We start from the raw sequence: 18,245 nt of genomic DNA on the forward strand, positions 1-18,245 counted from the left end.
TCGCTTCTGTGATTTATTGCGTAAGCGTTGCTTGCCGTAGGCGTCGCATCCCTCTTTAAAAACTGTCCGGAGTATTGTTAAGGATGAAGATCAAAAAAAGCAGTGGGATGATTGGTACGGTATTTTTCGTGAACAAGCGCGTGAAAAAAAGAAAAATGGTGATGGAGATAAGTGGAAAAGCAAAACAGAATTAGCTAAATTATCAATATCTGTCGAAAAATTACCGCCAGAAATTGAGACTGAGTTTAAACGAGAAAACTTGATTGGCTCAGATGGAAAACTATCGTTGCAAGCAGTTAAAGAAAAAGGAGCTTTTACGGAAATAGAACATTTTTGTAAATATCTTGACGGTTTGTGGTTAGAACATTATGTTTTGCAGCAAGTCAAAAATATTGCCGATCGAAACTCTATCAAAGACTACGGACTTAATTTTCAAGTCCCTCTCCTAGGAACTCAACAGGGATTTGAATTTGATGTTGCGTTTACAAGGGGCTATCAACTGTTCGCCATGTCTGTCTCAACAACTAGCAAAAGAGATTTATGTAAAAACAAGCTGTTTGAAGCCTACTTACGAGCGCGACAAATGGGCGGTGATGAAGCAAGAGTTGCTTTAATTTGCTGTACTAACGAACCAGATACTCTCAAAGCAGAGGTAGCAGTGCTAGATGACAAAAAAATTGCTGTGTTTGGACGTGATGACCTAACGGATCTAGCGAGCAAAATTGAAGACTGGATTAAACAAAATGATAAGGATGCAAAATGAGAAAATTTACTGTCACGGTACTAGACACAACAGGAATTCAACCTTACATTTTCGGTAGTAACCGCTTGCGAGAAAACATTGGTGCATCCTATCTCGTATCTCAAGCAACTGACAACTGGGCTAGAGAAGCTTTAAATAAGCTGAAAAAAAATATTAACCGAGAAGTTTACGCCTTCGATCCTGAAAAACCTCAATCGGAGGCAAAACCACGTATCGAAGATGATGGACTAGCTGCTGAATTAGTTTATGCAGGTGGTGGCAATACAGTATTGCTGTTTTCTGAAAAACAATATGCCGTGGAATTCACTAAAATTTTGAGTAAACGAATCTTAGAAGAAGCACCTGGAATCAATCTTGTCGCTGTCCATCAAGAGTTTGATTGGGATAGTCAATCTCTGTATAAAGTAGTCCAAGACTTGATGAAAAATGACCTGGATGTTAAAAAGCGAAGCAGGATACCTTCTGCACCGTTGCTAGGGTTAGGTGTGACAGCAACTTGTCGCTCGACTCAGTTAGTTGCTGTAGATATGAGCGTGCCATTTAAGGATGAAGATGATGAACCTTATCTAATTTCTAGAGAAATTCTGAACAAACGGAAGGCGGTTGAGTTAGCTAATAACCAACTCAAACATAAATTAATCACCTCTACTTCCGAAATTTACGAATTTCCCCTAAGAACTGATTATATGGGGCGTTCTGAAGGAGATTCCAGCTATGTCGGTGTAATTCATGCTGATGGCAATGGTATGGGTAAACGCTTTCAAGAGTTTGGCAAAGATAAGTCTAATCGAGATTACATTATCGCTATGCGCGAACTATCCCGCAGCGTTAATGATGCTGGTATTAATGCGCTCAGAAAAGTGATAGAGATGCTCGCTGCATCAATTATTGATGTAGAGGAGGACGGTAAAATAGTCAAAAAAGTTATGGGTAAGTTTGCTATTGAAGGGAATAACTTGCCCTTTCGTCCTCTAGTCTATGGAGGTGATGATGTCACCTTTGTTTGTGATGGGCGCTTAGGACTTGAACTGGCTGCAATTTATCTTGAAGCACTTGAAGAACAAAAAATTGCAGATGGTAAGCCGATTAAAGCTTGTGCCGGAATTTGTGTTGTCAAAACTCACTATCCCTTTGCTCGCGCTTATCAACTGAGCGAAGATTTGTGTCGAAAAGCTAAAAAGTTTGTTAAAGATGAAAACAAAGGAGACTTTTCAGCTTTGGATTGGCATTTGGCAGCGAGTGGCTTAAGTGGGTCAATTTCTGAAATTCGCGATCGCGAATATAAAGTGCTTGCTGGTAGCTTATCAATGCGACCTGTAAGCTTGAGAAAAGAACAACATAGTGATTGGCGTACTTGGGAAGGCTTCACAAAAGTAGTCAAACACTTCAATGAAGATGAGGAATGGAAAGGTCGTCATAATAAGGTGATTGCTTTAAGAGATGTACTGCGACAAGGGATTGACGCAACTCAGAAGTTTCTCAAAAATTACAGAATCAAGGATGAGCAACTGCCGAGTTTCCCAGAATGTAGCGGTCTGAGTGTAACATTAGCTAAACAGGGTTGGGTACATGAAACTTGTGGTTATTTTGATGCGATTGAAGCGATGGAATTTTATATCTCATTGAGGGAAGAATGCAATGCCGATTTACCAACTGAAAATAGAACTGCGGAGTGATACTACGTTTGGACGGGGAGATGGAGTCGCAGGTTTAATCGACCAAGAAGTCGAACACGATCCCTATGGTTTTCCTTACTTGCGGGGACGTACTCTTAAAGGATTGCTGAGCGAAGAATGCGATAACTTAATCGCTGTTTTATCTAATCATCAACAGGATTGGGAAAAAGTTGCTTGTAAACTATTCGGGACGCTTGGTAGCACTCTGGGAACAATAGGTGCAGTTCACGTAGGTGATGCTTGTTTGCCCGATGACTTACGTCAAGCTGTTGCTTTCCAGATTGAGGACGAAACTTTAACAAAAACAGAGGTACTTGATTCGCTGACAGCTATTCGTCGTCAGACTGCAATAGACGCACAATCCGGTACACCAGATGAAGGTAGTTTGCGTTCATTGCGTGTAGTTTTGCGCGAGCTTTATTTTACGGCTGATTTGATTTTCGAGAAGATGCCAAGTAATGAAATGTTGTCGCTTTTAGCCGTTAGTTCTTTGGCACTCCGACGCTTGGGTAGCGGGCGCAATCGAGGTCGCGGTCGCGTTAGATGTACGCTACACGATTCAGAAGGTAGTGATATTACCCATCAATCTGCGAAGATTTTTGGAACAGAAATTAAGGAGAAAGTTGCATGAAAGCTATTACTTTATCATTGGAAACCCAGCAACCAGTTCTCGCTACTTCATTTCAAGGCGATCCGAACAGCGATGTTTCGTATTCTTACATTCCTGGTAGCATGATTCGCGGTGCAATTATTGGGCGTTATATGAGGCAGCATAATTTATCAGAACTGGATTTAACCAGTCAGGAAATTAAGCGACTTTTCTTTGATGCCCATAGTACCCGTTACTTAAATGCTTATCTTTTGAGTCAAGAAAAGCAACCGCAACGTACTCTTCCTCTGCCTTTATGTTGGTTCAAGGATAAGGATGCAGAACTTAAAGAGAATTCCCCTATAGCTGTCTATGATTTTAGTATTGATAGAGGAGACGATCCAGAAACTCCAAAGGCTGTGGGTGAATACTTCTGGTCAGAAAAAGGGGGAATGATAAATTTATACAAAGAAAAGCGGCGGATTAATATTCATAATTTTCGCGATCGCCAAAAAGGACGTTCTACAGACAATCAAGGTGAAATCTTCCGCTACGATGCCCTAGATGCGGGACAAACCTTTCAATCAGTCATCCTCTGCGAAGATGGAGACGCGATCGCACTTCAGATGTTATTAGTCACCGAACCAAACCTCTAGTTAGGCGGTTCTCAAAGCGCCGGCTACGGACATACCAAAATTATAGACTTAAAAATTCTCGATCGTTGGGATGAAGTAGGAATTCCAGCAGAAGACCGTGAAAATGATGAAATTTTCAGCATTACACTTTTCAGCGACACGCTTTTAAGAAATGAATCTGGTCAGCCTGTAGCCGATCCAATATTAATTAAACACGCTGTCGAGGAAGTATTAAATATCTCATTACCTGAACCTAGCAATATTTTTGCTAGTAGCACTTTGATTGGTGGATTTAACCGTAAATGGGGATTGCCTTTACCTCAAGTACCAGCATTAGCGGCGGGAACTGCGATCGTTTTTGAAGGTTTTGAGATTGATGAAGCACAAATTCAACAACTAGAATATCGGGGAATTGGAGAGAGAAGAGAAGACGGTTTTGGACGAGTTGCTGTCAACTGGTTAAAAAAAGAAAAGTTTTTAGTCAGTTTACCTAAGTCATCTAGTAGCTCTAGCTTACCTTGCTTAAAAAAAGAAGGTTCGCATCTTTTAGCTGAACAGATGGCACAAAGATTGTTAGAACAAAAGCTTGAACAATATCTTCAAACAAGGGTGGGACGTTTAAGCTTGGATGAGGGCATCAGTAACAGCCAACTGTCACGATTACAATCTGTTGCACGACAAGCACTTCCTAACGGGGATTGTAGTTTAGTTATTTCGCTGCTAAATAACTTACCATCGAATGCCAGGAATCAATTTGAACGCACAAAAATTGGTAATAAATCGTTCAGAAAACAGCTTGACGAGTGGTTAGAGAATCCGACAGATTGGATTGAGGGCATAACAGAAGTAAAAATTGCTGATGTTGAGCGCAATTTTAATGACGATCGCGCCAAAGAAGATAAGCTAGCCCAAAAGTACACGCTGCGGCTGATTATGGCAGTGGCAAAGAAGGCAACTAAGGAGAAAAAATAATGAGTCAAGAACGCCTAAACCGCAATCAGCATCCGATCGCCAAACGTATCATTGTACGGGGTACGTTAATCTTAGATACGCCGACTTGCTTGGGAAGCGGTGACGCTGATAGTCCAACGGATATCGCATTGCTGAGAGATACTGTGAGTGACTGCGGGCTGTTAATTGGTTCATCCATTGCAGGTGCTCTGCGTAACTACTTGCGGGAGTACCAAGACGGATATGGTGTAGAGGAACAAAATGGCGATCGGGCTACTCGCTTATTTGGTGGTACTCGTCGCGATCCTGATGGCGAACAAAGTCCATTAATTATCAATGATGCTATTAGCAGCACTATTCCCACTGTGGAATTAAGAGATGGTGTAGAAATTGAAGCCATAACTGGCACGGCAAAACCCGGTCATAAATACGATTTGGAACTGTTAGCGGCAGGAACCAAATTTCCACTTTCCTTTGAATTACTGGTAGAGAAGGATAAAAAGTCTGTAGAACAGCAAGCATTAATTAATTGTTTAGCATTAGCCTTACAAGGCTTAGAAAAGGCTGAAATCGGCATTGGCATGAAAAAGCGGCGCGGTTTTGGTCGCTGTCATGTCAAAGAGTGGCAAGTTTGGAACTTTAACCTCGAAGATCCGGGCGATCGCACTGCCTGGTTAAATTTTGAACATTGGCGCACAGATTTATTGCCCGATCGCACAACTTATCCGTCAATTGCGACAGCGCTGGGAGTATCATTAGAGAATGAGAGCGATCGGCGCGATCGCTTCGTCATCCACGCTCAATTCCAATTAGTCGGTTCTCTCCTCATCCGTTCCGGTCAAGATTCTACGGGACGAGCTCCCGATGTCGTACACTTGAAATCTCATCAACCAGATTCACCTAATCCAGAACCAGTATTATCCGGTACGAGTTTAGCAGGAGTATTGCGCCATCGAGCCGAGCGAATTGTTAACACGCTCGGCGGTAGTTCCACACTTGTGAAGGAGTTATTTGGTTTTGTTGAGGGGAAGGAAGCACAATCAAGCCGATTAGTTGTTCGCGAGAAAGTCATTAAAAATGCCACTGAATTAGTACAAACTAGAATTGCGATCGATCGCTTTACCGGAGGTGCATATCACGGCGCACTATTTGAGGAACAACCTATATTTGGTGGCGATAAAACCCTTGTCACTGTTGAGCTAGAGTTACGCAAGCCCGAAAAGTATGAAATAGGATTGCTGTTACTATTGTTGAAAGATTTGTGGACAAGCGATTTACCTGTAGGAGGTGAAAGCAGTATTGGCAGAGGACGTTTAAAAGGAATTAAGGCAGACTTAATCTGGCATCATCCAGACAATCCGCAACAATGGACAATTTATGAAGCAAATGATGAGTTAAAAATTATCGATTCAATCAACCCAACTCAGTCGGAAAAGTCAGTTAGAGATAAACTCGAAGGATTTGTTAAAGAATTGTGGGCACATTTAGGAAAGGAGGTAGAGGTATGAAGAATGCGATCGATTGTTCGGGAGAAGTTAAACAATTTGCGGATGACGATGCTTTGCATATTTGGCTAGAGGAGCAAGCCAAGTCTTATCAGCTACCTTATTTGTTAGCTCATGCTGAGGATGGGGTAATTTGGGGCAGTTTTGATAATGGAATGTTGATAACGGCTGAAAAGGTATTTCACAAACCGGATTTTAATGTTGATTTTCCCAAGCTGCGGTTATTGACATTGCAACAATGTCGTGTATTTGGTGAAAATGGTGAAGTCTTTCTTTGGCAGAGTGGAGGGAAGTGGAAAGGGCGTTTCATCGCTCAGTCAGAACAGGATAAAATTATAGAAAGCCAAATTCTTTATGGAACGCAGGGAAAAGAGAGAGAAGGCTTTACCTTACTTTCTGATGGTTCTCAAGGACTCAGACACGCTGTGCCCTTAACAAGTATTACTTTTGATGGAAAAAACCGTCCAGTGCGTCTTGTAGTACATCATTATATTACTCACGATGATACAGGTGTAGCTCGGATATATCTCAGCCGTCTTGTTGATTTAAAGACTCACAAAAACTAGGAATATTGAGGATTTAGTATGGCTCCGAAACATTTGAGACAAATCCCAGAAAATCGGCAGGCGATCGCCCCATACAATTTTATCGAACTACCAGATCGAGTTGTAGAAGTGACTGAAGATTATCTGCCCAACAGTAACTGTTACGAACCAAAACGTCACACGGGCAAAATATACTGTACTTTAACTACTTCATCACCTCTATACATTCGCTGCGGATTAACGACAGAAGAATTTAAACAGGAAACGGAAGCTAAAGATTTGCCCGACTTTTTCTATACCAATCCTACTGCGAAAGTCCAAAAGCCTGTAATTCCTGGTAGTAGCTTGCGCGGAATGCTAAGAACGCTTGTTGAAATTATTAGCTTTAGCAAGATAGAGCGAGTATCGGATCGGCAACATTTTTTCTTTCGGGCAGTTGCCACTACTGAAAATGATGATTCTTTAGCTCAAGCATACAAGCAACATATAAATCCTCAAAATGTCAAAGCGGGTTATCTCAAAAAAGAAGGCGATCGCTGGTTTGTTTGTCCTGCAAAATCTCTCAAAGGTGTTACATTTGCTTGGGTTAAAGAGGAAGATTTATCAACTGCTGATTTTCCTAGACTAATCAGCATGGATGAGCTTGGATATTTACCTCAGTACATCCCAGTTAGCTTTAGGGATATCAATAAAAATAAGACTAACCGTTTTTTTGCAGAGGATGTTAGCCCGCCTCATACTCATCCAATGAATAACGGGATGTTAGTCACCAGCGGTAATATGAAACAAAGTGATGACTCATCTAAGAAAACGACCCGCCGCAATCATTGTATAGTATTTCAGCAGAGTCCAAGTCTGAAGAGATTAGAAATTGACCCGATTGCTATTCAGCATTACTGCGATGCGCTAACTGACTTTCAAAAGTTGAATCCGTTTGATAGTAATTTAGGTGTTTTACAAGATAGCAGACCTATCTTTTACTGTCAGCCACAAAATGGGAAAATTGTGACTTTATTTGGTCAAAGTCCTAATTTTCGCATTCCATATTCTCCTAAAAATGATGGAAAAGCTGCTTCAGCAGTAGATTTTATTCCTGACGGTTTAGGCAAGTCGGATAAAATAGACTTAGCTGATGCTATCTTTGGATTTATCAAAGATAAGCAACCTGGAGAAAAACCAGCAAAAACTCGTTCTGGGAGAGTATTCATCAGTGATGGGATTTGTGACAACGCTACCTCTGATATATGGTTAAGTAAAAACACAATCACACCCAAAATTCTCGCCAGTCCTAAACCAACTACTTTTCAACACTACTTAGTTCAAAGCAGTCATGCTAAAAATGCTTTGAAACACTATGCTAGTAAGCCCGAAGAAGATACTGCGCTCCGGGGACATAAACTTTACTGGCATCAAGGCTCATCTCCGGCAATTCAACATGACAATCCTGATGATGTCTCTGATACGCAAAAAACACAAATTCAGCCAATAAAGCCAGGAGTTGATTTTCAATTTACTATTTATTTTGAAAATTTGACTGATGTAGAACTTGGGGCGTTATTATGGGTGCTTGATATTGCTAAAAATGAAAAATATCGCCTGTCATTAGGCATGGGTAAACCCTTGGGAATGGGAGCGGTGAAGATTGAGTCTAAATTGTATCTCAGCAAGCGTAACATACGATACAGCGGCTTATTCGACGGTCTTAAGTGGGCACTTGGCGAAGACTTTGAAGAGAACCCTGATTATCAAAGAGATTTTGAAAATTACGTGCAGGTAAATATTAGGCAAACTGGTAATTTCAGAGATATTGAACGGATTCAAATGCTCTTGGCGATGCTGAGTTGGCAAGATAGTCCTTCAGCAAATAAAACACGTTACATGGAAATTGAACGCCAACAACAACCATTGGACGGCGATCCGAACGAGTATAAAACTCGGCGCGTACTACCTACACCATTGGAGGTAATAGAGAAGCCCGGAGGCTCGCGCCCTGTGCGACGAGCTTCAACACCTCCCCCAAACCAGGAAGCAGCCCGTATCACTACTTCACCTCCTGTCAAACTTCCTCAATCTGAGCAAGCCAATACATTCTGTAAAGGTCAAATTGTAGAAGCTAAAGTTTTAGAAATGGTGACCAAAGTTATAGACAGTAAAAAAACTAAAACTACGATAGCCTATGAGGTAAATGGCTCCAAGCTTGGGAAGACAGAAGAAATTTATAAAAAGTCGGTTCCGTTCGCTCTTGGTGATGTTGTAAAACTCAGAATTACAGAGGTAAGAAATGACGTTATCAAAAAATATGAGCGTCTGGAACAGCACGATCGCGAGTAACGATCCCCGCCGATCGCCCCTACCGCACCCATCCCACCAAAAGCGATCGCCCTTCACTTCCCCATAAGGCTAAACTAATCTCAGCTTTCCCCTAAAAAATTCTCCCCGATTAATGAACATCGCCTATCTAGTCAACCAATACCCCAAAGTCAGCCACAGCTTCGTCCGCAGAGAACTCCTAGCAGTCGAAACCTGCGGCCTCAAAGTCGGGCGTTACTCCATCCGATCGTGCGAGTCCGAACTCGTAGACGGCGCAGACAAACAAGAACAAGAACTGACCAAAGTCATCCTCGGAGTTGGGGCACAAGGCCTAGCGTGGGGTTTGCTCCGCGTTGCCGCAACTAGGCCCCTTCGATTCCTCGAAGCTGTGCGGTTAATGTTCAAAGTTGGCTGGCACTCGGAACGGGGGATTTTGCTGCATCTAGCTTATTTAGCAGAAGCTTGCATTCTTTTAAATTGGTTTGCAGAATCCGGTACAGCACACGTTCACGCTCATTTCGGGACAAATTCGACAACAGTTGCAATGCTGTGCCGCGTGCTTGGCGGCCCGACTTACAGTTTCACGGTTCACGGCCCTGAAGAATTTGATAAAGCCACACTTCTTTCCTTAGACGAAAAAATTAAACGATCGACCTTTGTAGCAGCGGTTAGTTCCTTCGGTAAAAGTCAGCTTTTTCGGTGGTGCGATCGCACTTTTTGGTCAAAAATTCACGTCATACACTGCGGCGTAGATGCTGCATTTTTAGCTGCACCTTACGTCCCTGTACCCGCAGCGCCCCGCTTAGCTTGTGTTGGGCGGCTCAGCGAACAAAAAGGTCATTTGTTATTGCTAGAAGCTGCTAAATTGCTAGCAGTTCAAGGATTAGAGTTTAAGTTGGTACTGGTAGGAGACGGGCCGCTGCGATCGGATATTGAAAAGCAGATTCTGCAACTCGGCCTGCAAAACCATATAGAAATTACCGGCTGGGCCAGTGGCGATCGAGTTCAGCAAGAGATTTTAGCTTCACGGGCAATGGTATTGCCGAGTTTTGCTGAAGGTTTGCCCGTCGTAATTATGGAAGCCCTCGCTCTTAATCGGCCCGTAATTAGCACTTATGTTGCTGGCATCCCGGAGCTCGTAGAACCCGGTGTTTGCGGTTGGTTAGTTCCTCCCGGTTCCGCAGAAGCATTAGCCGTGGCGATGCGCGCGGTATTGGAAGCACCTTTAGAAAAGCTAGAACAAATGGGGAAAACAGGAGCAGAGCGGGTTGCTCAACAACACAATGTTGATTTAGAGGCAAAAAAATTAGTGGGGCTGTTTGAGAGCGCTTGAGAATGGTGCAAAACCTATGGATTAACTGACATATTGCACCATTATTAATCAATACGGTTCAGATAAGAATAATCTGATTTCCTTTCACAAGTCTGGAACTCTCATAAATGCGTGAAATGAAATTCGTCTGAAAGCGCTAACTGAACCGTATTGCATTATTAATAAGTCTTTCAAGGGCGGGCAGGATGCCCACCCCACAAGAAAATTAATTGTTCCTTTAATTAAGCTGTAATTATTTGTGGAACAGGCATCTTGCCTGTTCCTTTAATTAAAGTAACCTACTTACAAACTTTTTAAGGAATAGGAACCGATCGCAATAATCGATCGACAATTGCCTTAGCCCTCCTTCCGCCCGCCGGAATCAAACGGTGAGACAGTACGTGCGGCGCCACATACTTAACATCATCATCAGTAGCAAAATCCCGGCCCTCCATAAATGCCAAAGCCTGGGACGCCCGGTGCAAAGCCACCGCACCCCGGGGACTCACCCCCAGAGTAATCTCCTCATCCTCCCGCGTCGATCGCACCAAATCTACAATATACTGTTTCAAAGACGCTTCTACCTTCACACCAGCGCACAAACGGCGCAATTCCTGCACTTCTTCCAAAGAAATACAAGGCTGCAAATCTTCCACTGCAAAACTATCAGAAAGCCGTTCCAACATTTGCAACTCTTCCAACGCAGCGGGATAGCCTAATGTCAAAGACAAAGTAAACCGATCCATTTGCGCTTCCGGTAGCGGAAAAGTTCCTTGATATTCGATCGGGTTCTGAGTCGCAATCACAAAAAACGGCGTCGGCACATTTCGAGAAACTCCATCTACTGTCACTTGCTTTTCTTCCATCACTTCCAGCAAAGCTGACTGAGTTCGCGGCGTCGCCCGATTGATTTCATCAGCAAGCAAAACATTAGCAAAAACTGGCCCTGGCAAAAACTCAAACTCTCCGCTGCGCGGATTCCAAATATTAGTACCGGTGACATCCGTCGGTAACAAATCGGGAGTGCACTGAATCCGCTGAAACTTGCCATCGATCGATCGCGCCAAAGACTTCGCCAGCAGCGTTTTTCCCACACCCGGCACATCTTCAAGCAGCGCGTGTCCGCCCGAAAGCACCGCTACCAATACCAAGCGAATAGCATCGGCTTTGCCAACAATAGTCTTGCCTAAATTTTGTTTGAGCCGTTCAATATGTTGTCTCATATCCCTGATTTCTAATTGTTAATTGCTAGTTGCTAATTGTTGATCAAACATCAAATTGCCCAAATCTTGAGTCTTTGCCTTGTGGACTTCGGATTTGTACAACTAGAATTTAGTCTGACTCATCTTGCACCATTTTTAAAACCGATCGCCGGTTCTAGATCACATAATTATTAGACTTTAGCAGTTAAGAGGCTTCTAGCAATATCGCAATCTGCCTGAATTTGAGTTTTGAGAGCATCCAGAGAAGCGAATTTTTGTTCGGGCCGCAAAAACTCTACCAAACTCGCGCTCAAGGTTTGACCGTACAAATCCCCAGACCAATCTAACAGGTGAACTTCCACAGTGGGTTGTTGACCGTCTACCGTCGGGCGACAGCCAACATTCATCACCCCATTGACAAAAGATAAATTTGATGCTGCGCCGGGAATTAGAGATTTGGGATTTTCCTGCTGATAGGAAGAACTTCCATCTTTCATCTTTTCCCATCCATGCTTTACCGAGACTCGCACCGCATACACGCCAAAACAGGGCAAAAATTTTTCCGGCGGCAGTTCGATATTGGCAGTAGGAAATCCGATCGTCCTGCCCAGCCGCTGTCCCCCAACCACAGTCCCGACTAAACTGTAAGGTCGCCCCAGCAACTGATTCGCTCTTGTGAGGTCGCCGGATGCCAGACCTTCGCGGATGGCAGAACTGCTGATCCGATCGCCCTCACCGCAATTGTGCAGGGGTACAAGAGCAACATCAATACCGTAACCCGAGGCGATCGACTGCAAATCCACCGCCGTTCCAGCGCGTCCCCGTCCAAACCGAAAATCAACTCCCACACTAATTCGACTCGCTTTTAGTTGCCGCACCAGAATTTCCTCGACAAACTCAGAAGCAGTCAAAGCCGCCAATTCTCGATCAAACGGCAGCAGCACAAGTTGCTCGACGCCCATTGCTGCAAGCAATTCTACCTTTTCTGCCAGAGGTGTCAGCAGTTTTTTCGGTTGACCCGTAAAAAATTCTTGCGGGTGCGGATCGAATGTCACCACAGTGCCGTAAAATTTATCGACCCCATCAGAATCGATCCCAGAGAGGCTGTTGCCGTCGGCCCTAGGGCCTATCAAACCCTCGAAATTATGGCTGTCGGCTCTATCCGGCGGTGCTGCTGAGTCGTTGTAGCAGGTCGCCCGAGGTTCGCTTTCCAAATTTTCATCTGTGTCAGCGTTTGAGCGCAAGTTTTGCCCCGACGCAAAAACCGTCGCAGAATTTTGCCCAGGCGATCGATTTAAAATTGGCTGCACGACTTGTCGATGCCCTAGGTGCAAACCATCAAAGTTTCCCAAGGCAACAGAAGTTGGAGTCAGAGCAGCGGTACAAGAAGAAGTTACCCACACGCTTAAGATTTTGACATACTTAGCCAGATTGCGATCGCCAGTCGATGTTAGATTTTAGATTTTAGATTTTAGAATTGACTCCACAGATAAATCTGGAAGCTTGAACTTTGGTCTAAACTTTTTGGTTTTCCCCGACAGAAGTACGTGGCACGGTATCCGTCTTTGAGTGAGGTGAGCCCTCGCTTAAATGTCAGATTTCACTGATCAAGATTTCAGAACCATCTGGCAATCTCGAATCCATCAGACATGAACTTGAGGCGCTTGCACCGACGCTTCAGACAAATCGTTATCAGGAGGCAGCAACTGTAACGACAAACCTTCCCGCGCCATCAAACTATTCGGGAACCTTTGAGCCACTTGTTCTCCCACCTTGTCTAAAAACTCGTCATTGTGCAGGGGGTCGTGGTGAAAAATCACCAACTTTTTGACATTAGCAGCCTTTGCCACCTTCACCGCTTCCTGCCAAGTCGAATGTCCCCAGCCGACCTTGCTGCTCTTCTCGGCATAATACTCCTCATCGGTATAAGTAGCGTCGTAGATCAGCACCTCAGCATCCTGAGCCAAATGCAGCACATTTTCGTCTAAACGATCAGGAAAATGTTCGGTATCAGTCACGTAAGCAGCCGAATACCCCCGCCAGTTGACGCGGTAGCCTATAGCTTCCCCCGGATGGTTCAACAAAGCAGTTTCCACCTTAATCTCTCCGAGTTCCAGCGGTTGGCCCACTTCTATATCGTTAAATTTCAGGTCTGCCCCCATAACTTGCAGGGGCACCGGAAAATTGGGGTGCAACATCTGGTCGTGGAGGCGCTGCTGGATAGTAGCCTTATTAGGAGCAATAGCCCCATAGATGTGAAAGCAGTTCCCAGGAATAAAAGCTGGGACAAAAAATGGGAATCCTTGAATGTGATCCCAGTGAGAGTGAGTAAAAAACATATGAGCTTTTACGGGCATCTGGGACAGGAGAGTTTGTCCCAAAACCCGCAATCCAGTACCGCCATCGAAAATTAGGCGACTGTCACCCACTCGCATTTCTACACAGGGCGTGTTGCCCCCGTAACGTACTGTTTCTGCCCCGGGAGACGCTATGCTACCTCTAACGCCCCAGAAGTGAACCGTGAATTGGTTTTGCATACTAGACATGGGTTTTCTTGCAAGATTGTTCCGGCGAGTTATGGGTAAGGTGTTTACAATTACTAAGGGCTTTACCATCAAACCCAAGTTCTTTGACGGTCGAGTTCCCCACTTGTTGGAAGTACCAAGAGTCTCGCTCATCGCGAGAATGCAAAACTTTTGGGCTTGACAACTGAGCAATAAATTACAAGGTAGACTCATCAAGTCTCGATCGTAACTATTCTTTTCTTCTCTTCACTAGCCTAACCTCCGCAGACACACTTTGGGGCAGCAGTGCTGTCTGAGTTTGGTCAAAAGCCGCTGTTTTTCCAGCCTCCGCACTTGCCGAACACGAGGATCGCGCGATCGGTTGTTTGCCTTGCTGCTTTACGGGTTGAAACGCGGATGATGGCTTTCCTGCTATCTAGTCCGGTCGATCAACCATAATATGCTAGGTGGCGGGGCAGTTTGACGCCGATATCTGGCTGATATTGCCGATCGGGCGTGAACGCGCCTCTACAAGAATGACGGTTAATTTACCCGACTTGAGATGCTCCCGCCATCGAACCCCTGCCCATGAGCATCCGGGACTCCTTTTTAGCAGAACCCGGTTTAATTAACTCAACTCCCATTAATTCAAAAATCTTAGCAGTTTAGGAATGCTCCTGCTATTAATCATCCGCCAAGACTGTCTGGATTCTGGGCCAGCCAAGAGGCTGCGGTTCGTCCAGCTAGCGGTCAAGCTGAACCCAGCCTCATCTGACACCGGGGTAGCAGCGACATTCCCAGCCAGCCGGCAAAAGGCTAAATTTTCGTCGTGCATTTCTTGGCGGATGAATTGAATCACTTAAAATTCCCCTATTTTCTGAAATTAAAAAATTTCGGTTTTTTGCCATCAGCTTAACTTCGATCGACCTTCTGTCTCAAGAGTGATGCAAAAATATTTGTTGTTAACCTGTGGTGCTTTTCTCAAAAATCTTCAATAGCCATATTTTTGGTAATGATTTCTCGGAATTCGGCGCCGTTGCGGTACTCGCCAGGGGTTTAAATTTCCGGTATCATAGAGTCTACGACTCTTGTTTACCGAGAATCTAAATCAGTGCTAAAAACGCCTGGATAACTTTAAGTTATTTTTCAAAAAAGTCAGTATGAATCAAGTTAGAAAAACTACCACCAAGCTGAATCGATCGCCTGTGAAAGTACCCGATCGCACTTTGCAACTCGAATCGCTCCCCTTGAGCGAATTGTCCTTAGAAATGACTCAGGGCCAAGCTTTGAGGGAATTTAGTTCGGACGATCGCCCGCCGGGAACCCCAGCAGCCACAAGCCGAACTGGCAAAACAAGACGCCGGAGGGTAGATGGCAAGAGCGAGGGGGCCCGATCGCCTGTGTATTCTACTGCTCTTCTCAAGTGGCTGCTAGAGCGTTTGACTAGAGCAAAAGGTTGGCTGGCAGTTGTCACCCTGGCAGGAGTTTGGGGGTTGTGGAACAGTGAGTTACTGTTTTCCACAGGCCTGGGGATAGCAGCGATGATGCTGGTTTACCGAGGGCAGTCGTGGGACTGGCAATTGCTGCGATCGAAAGGCGAGCAATTTTGGCAGGGCCCGAACCGCCGATTTGTTTTAGCGGTGGGTACGGGTGGCATTGCTACCTTGGGCGCTTACATGAGTTTGGCGATTTGGGCGGACTCCGAAAGCCACTGGATGGCTTTGAGCGTGATTTTGCAGAATTTGGGCATGATCGCGATTGCAGGGCTGTTGTTGCGCCAAGGGTTGAGTCTGGGGGCAGCAAAAGATGAAGTGGCGCTCGATCGCATCTTGGCGGATTTGACTGATGCTGACCCCGTGAAGCGTTTGATTGCTGTGCGGCAAATGACCGATTTGGTGAATCAGGGTGGGTTTGGCCCTGTGAGCTCTGTCAAAAGTTCGTTAGCGGAGCCCTCGAAGAGGATCGCCCGTTCCCGCGCTGCCGAGTGCTTTCGCCTGATGCTGAGTCGGGAACCAGAAGCTTTAGTCCGCAATGCCCTTCTCGAAGGTTTGCAGACTTGGGATGCTACTTATGGTATGGCTTTAAAATCCCAACATCAAGTCATCGACTATTAGCTGACCGTCAAAAGCGTAAAAAGTAATTTTATGAATATTCGGAGCTTTTACGCGCAGGGGAGCCTTAGGGGCGATGGGAGAATTAGACCCGACCAGATTGGGCGCCGGCATTTCATCCTGAACAATTGGGTTGCCGTCAATGTCACAAGCAGATAAAACAGTTCGTCGCGAACTGGTGACAAGTCCTGACACCCAGCGAACTGGATACTTAAAAGTTACTTCTATCAGTCCGCTTTTGGGGGCCCCCATTAACACTGTTGCCCCAGAACCCGTGAAAAATGCTGGGTTTGAAGGTTGGATGGCGACGGCATTGCTAAAAGTCACCCCCCAATGTGCAAACTGGTGTTCTACTACTTCAAAGCATTTCAAGTCTTCTAAAGCTACGCGGACGATCGCCGGTACCGTGGCGCGCGATCGCACCTCAGACGCTGCGCCTGAGCGTTCTGGAATGGCAACAAAAGACTTTTTGCCGTTTAAATCCATGCTTCGACAGGCTGTATCAAATTCTGCAAACCCGTCAGATTGAAGACTTTTCGCATCAACCATAAAACCCTCGCGATCCCGTTTCCTGAGCAGTTGCATTTTAGTAGACCTCCCTGAGATTAGTTGTTTCTTGTGTTTGGGAATTGATAACGGCGGTGCTCGTGATTGCCAAACCTGCAATTAGGAATCGAAACCCCATCGCCCGCCCTCCAACAAAGACTTTCGACCTCAAAAGCCACTGCTCCGCAAAATATCGTGATTAATGATTCGTGATTGGCGAGCGTCGGCCAACCTGCCGCCTGCCTGAAAGCGAGTTCTAATAATCCTGCTTTCCGAGCGCCTGCTTTCGGGGTTGGCGAACAGACTCTATTTTGGTGAGGGGTCTTACCCATCATTTTGCTATTATCTCCGATCGGCGGTAGTTTGCAAGGGTAAGAATAACTACACAGCCGAATTGCCCAAATCGCAAAACTTACTTGCTGTCTGTAGTTTCACGCTTAACCTGTACTAAAATAGATTTAAATCATTACTCAATCTTTACAAAAACGCCACCAGCTTTGCAAGTTTTTTAAACAAAGACGGGGCGACGGAAAAGAATCTAAAATATAACAGCGATTGAGGTTAGTTTATGCTTGTACCCCTCGGCTTCGGTCAGCGATCAATAGTTACTTCTCTCGGCAGAATGGTCTACTACACTGCTGAAAAAATGCCTTGGATGGGGTTGCCGACCTCAACTTCGGAAAGTAAACCAAACTTAGTATTTTTTCACGGTTTTGGCGGCGGGTCGAGTGCCTACGAATGGTCGAAAGTTTATCCGGCTTTTGCGGCAGAATATCGAATTTTAGCACCTGATTTAATCGGTTGGGGGCGATCGGAACATCCGGCAAGAAATTATCAGGTGGAAGATTATATCACAACGTTGATCGAATTTCTCGAAAAAACTTGCGGCAGTCCGACAGAGGTGATTGCTTCTTCGCTAACAGGGGCGATCGCGATTCGAGCTGCGATCGCGCGGCCGGATCTCTTCAAATCCCTGATTTTGACCATACCCAGCGGTTTGTCGGACTTCGGACAAGATTACGGCACCAGTTTCTTCGCTAAGCTAGTGGGTACGCCGATTTTAGATCGCTTGCTATACAGTACCGGAATCGCCACAGACGGCGGCATCCGTAGCTTCCTAGAACAGCGCCAATTTGCCGATTCCCGCCGCGTTTACCAAGAAATTGTTGATGCTTACCTCGCATCTGCTTTGGAACCAAATGCAGAATATGCCGCCCTGTCTTTTGTGCGGGGAGATTTGTGCTTTGATTTGTCGCTGTACATTACTCAGCTAACAACACCGACAGCGATTATTTGGGGAGAAAAATCGCAGTTTACCGGACCCGATATCGGCCAGCGGTTGGCCAACCTCAACCCCGAAGCAATCAAAGTTTTTCAACCTCTGGAAAACGTAGGTTTGACTCCGCAGTTAGAAATTCCCGCTGTCACGATTGGCTTAATTCGGCAATACTTAAAATTGCTTTCGGAAGGGTGAAGAAGTTCGGCAACGAATTTTTTAACGGATGCCAACGGATGTCACGGATAGAGGTTCCAGGTTCGAGGGAAGAAGGAAGATTAATTCCCCACTACCCATAGATGTCAACTTAATCCTAAAGA

The 18,245-nt window shown here is 45.0% G+C and carries 16 protein-coding genes; 11 read left to right on the forward strand and 5 right to left on the reverse strand.

Annotated features, from left to right (window positions below):
- Nucleotides 1-286: 286 nt before the first annotated feature.
- The 9 genes from QUA74_RS21875 (at nucleotide 287) to QUA74_RS21915 (ending at nucleotide 10,307) form a co-directional block, all read left to right on the forward strand.
- Nucleotides 287-763 carry a Card1-like endonuclease domain-containing protein gene (locus tag QUA74_RS21875; RefSeq protein ID WP_333333429.1) on the forward strand — a complete coding sequence of 159 codons (477 nt, stop codon included), beginning with the start codon at nucleotides 287-289 and terminating at the stop codon, nucleotides 761-763.
- Complete coding sequence (locus QUA74_RS21880) at nucleotides 760-2,439, forward strand: Cas10/Cmr2 second palm domain-containing protein (RefSeq protein ID WP_333333431.1); 1,680 nt, start codon at nucleotides 760-762, stop codon at nucleotides 2,437-2,439. The genes QUA74_RS21875 and QUA74_RS21880 overlap by 4 nt, the downstream gene beginning before the upstream one ends.
- The gene (locus QUA74_RS21885; RefSeq protein ID WP_333333433.1) at nucleotides 2,402-3,070 is read left to right on the forward strand and encodes an RAMP superfamily CRISPR-associated protein; all 669 of its coding nucleotides are present in this window, start codon (nucleotides 2,402-2,404) and stop codon (nucleotides 3,068-3,070) included. The genes QUA74_RS21880 and QUA74_RS21885 overlap by 38 nt, the downstream gene beginning before the upstream one ends.
- Nucleotides 3,067-3,684, forward strand: a complete 618-nt coding sequence (locus QUA74_RS21890) for a hypothetical protein (RefSeq protein WP_333333435.1) — start codon at nucleotides 3,067-3,069, stop codon at nucleotides 3,682-3,684. The genes QUA74_RS21885 and QUA74_RS21890 overlap by 4 nt, the downstream gene beginning before the upstream one ends.
- Before the next feature lie 258 nt (nucleotides 3,685-3,942).
- Nucleotides 3,943-4,635 (forward strand): hypothetical protein, encoded by a 693-nt coding sequence (locus tag QUA74_RS21895; protein WP_333333437.1) that lies wholly within the window; start codon nucleotides 3,943-3,945, stop codon nucleotides 4,633-4,635.
- Nucleotides 4,635-6,122, forward strand: a complete 1,488-nt coding sequence (locus QUA74_RS21900) for an RAMP superfamily CRISPR-associated protein (protein WP_333333439.1) — start codon at nucleotides 4,635-4,637, stop codon at nucleotides 6,120-6,122. The genes QUA74_RS21895 and QUA74_RS21900 overlap by 1 nt, the downstream gene beginning before the upstream one ends.
- Nucleotides 6,119-6,685, forward strand: a complete 567-nt coding sequence (gene csx19, locus QUA74_RS21905; protein WP_333333441.1) for a type III-D CRISPR-associated protein Csx19 — start codon at nucleotides 6,119-6,121, stop codon at nucleotides 6,683-6,685. Before QUA74_RS21900 ends, csx19 begins: the two co-directional genes overlap by 4 nt.
- Before the next feature lie 18 nt (nucleotides 6,686-6,703).
- A complete protein-coding gene (locus QUA74_RS21910) occupies nucleotides 6,704-8,995 on the forward strand; it encodes a TIGR03986 family type III CRISPR-associated RAMP protein (RefSeq protein WP_333333442.1) in 2,292 nt (763 codons plus the stop codon).
- A 112-nt stretch (nucleotides 8,996-9,107) separates the two neighbouring features.
- Complete coding sequence (locus QUA74_RS21915; protein WP_333333444.1) at nucleotides 9,108-10,307, forward strand: glycosyltransferase; 1,200 nt, start codon at nucleotides 9,108-9,110, stop codon at nucleotides 10,305-10,307.
- Between the two features lie 293 nt (nucleotides 10,308-10,600).
- Here QUA74_RS21915 and QUA74_RS21920 read toward each other — a convergent pair whose 3' ends face one another.
- The 4 genes from QUA74_RS21920 to QUA74_RS21935 all read right to left on the reverse strand — a co-directional run bounded on the left by QUA74_RS21920 (nucleotide 10,601) and on the right by QUA74_RS21935 (nucleotide 14,851).
- Nucleotides 10,601-11,509 (reverse strand): MoxR family ATPase, encoded by a 909-nt coding sequence (locus tag QUA74_RS21920; RefSeq protein ID WP_333333446.1) that lies wholly within the window; start codon nucleotides 11,507-11,509, stop codon nucleotides 10,601-10,603.
- 170 nt (nucleotides 11,510-11,679) lie between these two features.
- Nucleotides 11,680-12,891: a bifunctional riboflavin kinase/FAD synthetase gene (locus QUA74_RS21925; RefSeq protein WP_333333448.1), complete on the reverse strand. Its 1,212-nt coding sequence runs from the start codon at nucleotides 12,889-12,891 to the stop codon at nucleotides 11,680-11,682.
- Between the two features lie 240 nt (nucleotides 12,892-13,131).
- Nucleotides 13,132-14,034, reverse strand: a complete 903-nt coding sequence (locus QUA74_RS21930) for an MBL fold metallo-hydrolase (RefSeq protein ID WP_333333450.1) — start codon at nucleotides 14,032-14,034, stop codon at nucleotides 13,132-13,134.
- Nucleotides 14,035-14,635: 601 nt separating this feature from the next.
- Nucleotides 14,636-14,851, reverse strand: a complete 216-nt coding sequence (locus QUA74_RS21935; protein ID WP_333333452.1) for a hypothetical protein — start codon at nucleotides 14,849-14,851, stop codon at nucleotides 14,636-14,638.
- Between the two features lie 301 nt (nucleotides 14,852-15,152).
- Here QUA74_RS21935 and QUA74_RS21940 point away from each other — a divergent pair, with 301 nt between their 5' ends.
- Nucleotides 15,153-16,106: a hypothetical protein gene (locus QUA74_RS21940; RefSeq protein WP_333333454.1), complete on the forward strand. Its 954-nt coding sequence runs from the start codon at nucleotides 15,153-15,155 to the stop codon at nucleotides 16,104-16,106.
- Here the strand turns inward: QUA74_RS21940 and QUA74_RS21945 are convergent.
- On the reverse strand, nucleotides 16,074-16,688 hold the full coding sequence (locus QUA74_RS21945; RefSeq protein WP_333333456.1) for a hypothetical protein: 615 nt from the start codon (nucleotides 16,686-16,688) through the stop codon (nucleotides 16,074-16,076). The two genes, QUA74_RS21940 and QUA74_RS21945, sit on opposite strands and share 33 nt — an antisense overlap.
- A 529-nt stretch (nucleotides 16,689-17,217) precedes the next feature.
- On the opposite strand from QUA74_RS21945, the gene QUA74_RS21950 reads away from it, so the two are divergent.
- Complete coding sequence (locus tag QUA74_RS21950) at nucleotides 17,218-18,123, forward strand: alpha/beta hydrolase (RefSeq protein ID WP_333333458.1); 906 nt, start codon at nucleotides 17,218-17,220, stop codon at nucleotides 18,121-18,123.
- Nucleotides 18,124-18,245: the final 122 nt, after the last annotated feature.

It is taken from the genome of Microcoleus sp. LAD1_D3 (genome assembly GCF_036702135.1).
GTDB lineage: Bacteria > Cyanobacteriota > Cyanobacteriia > Cyanobacteriales > Microcoleaceae > Microcoleus.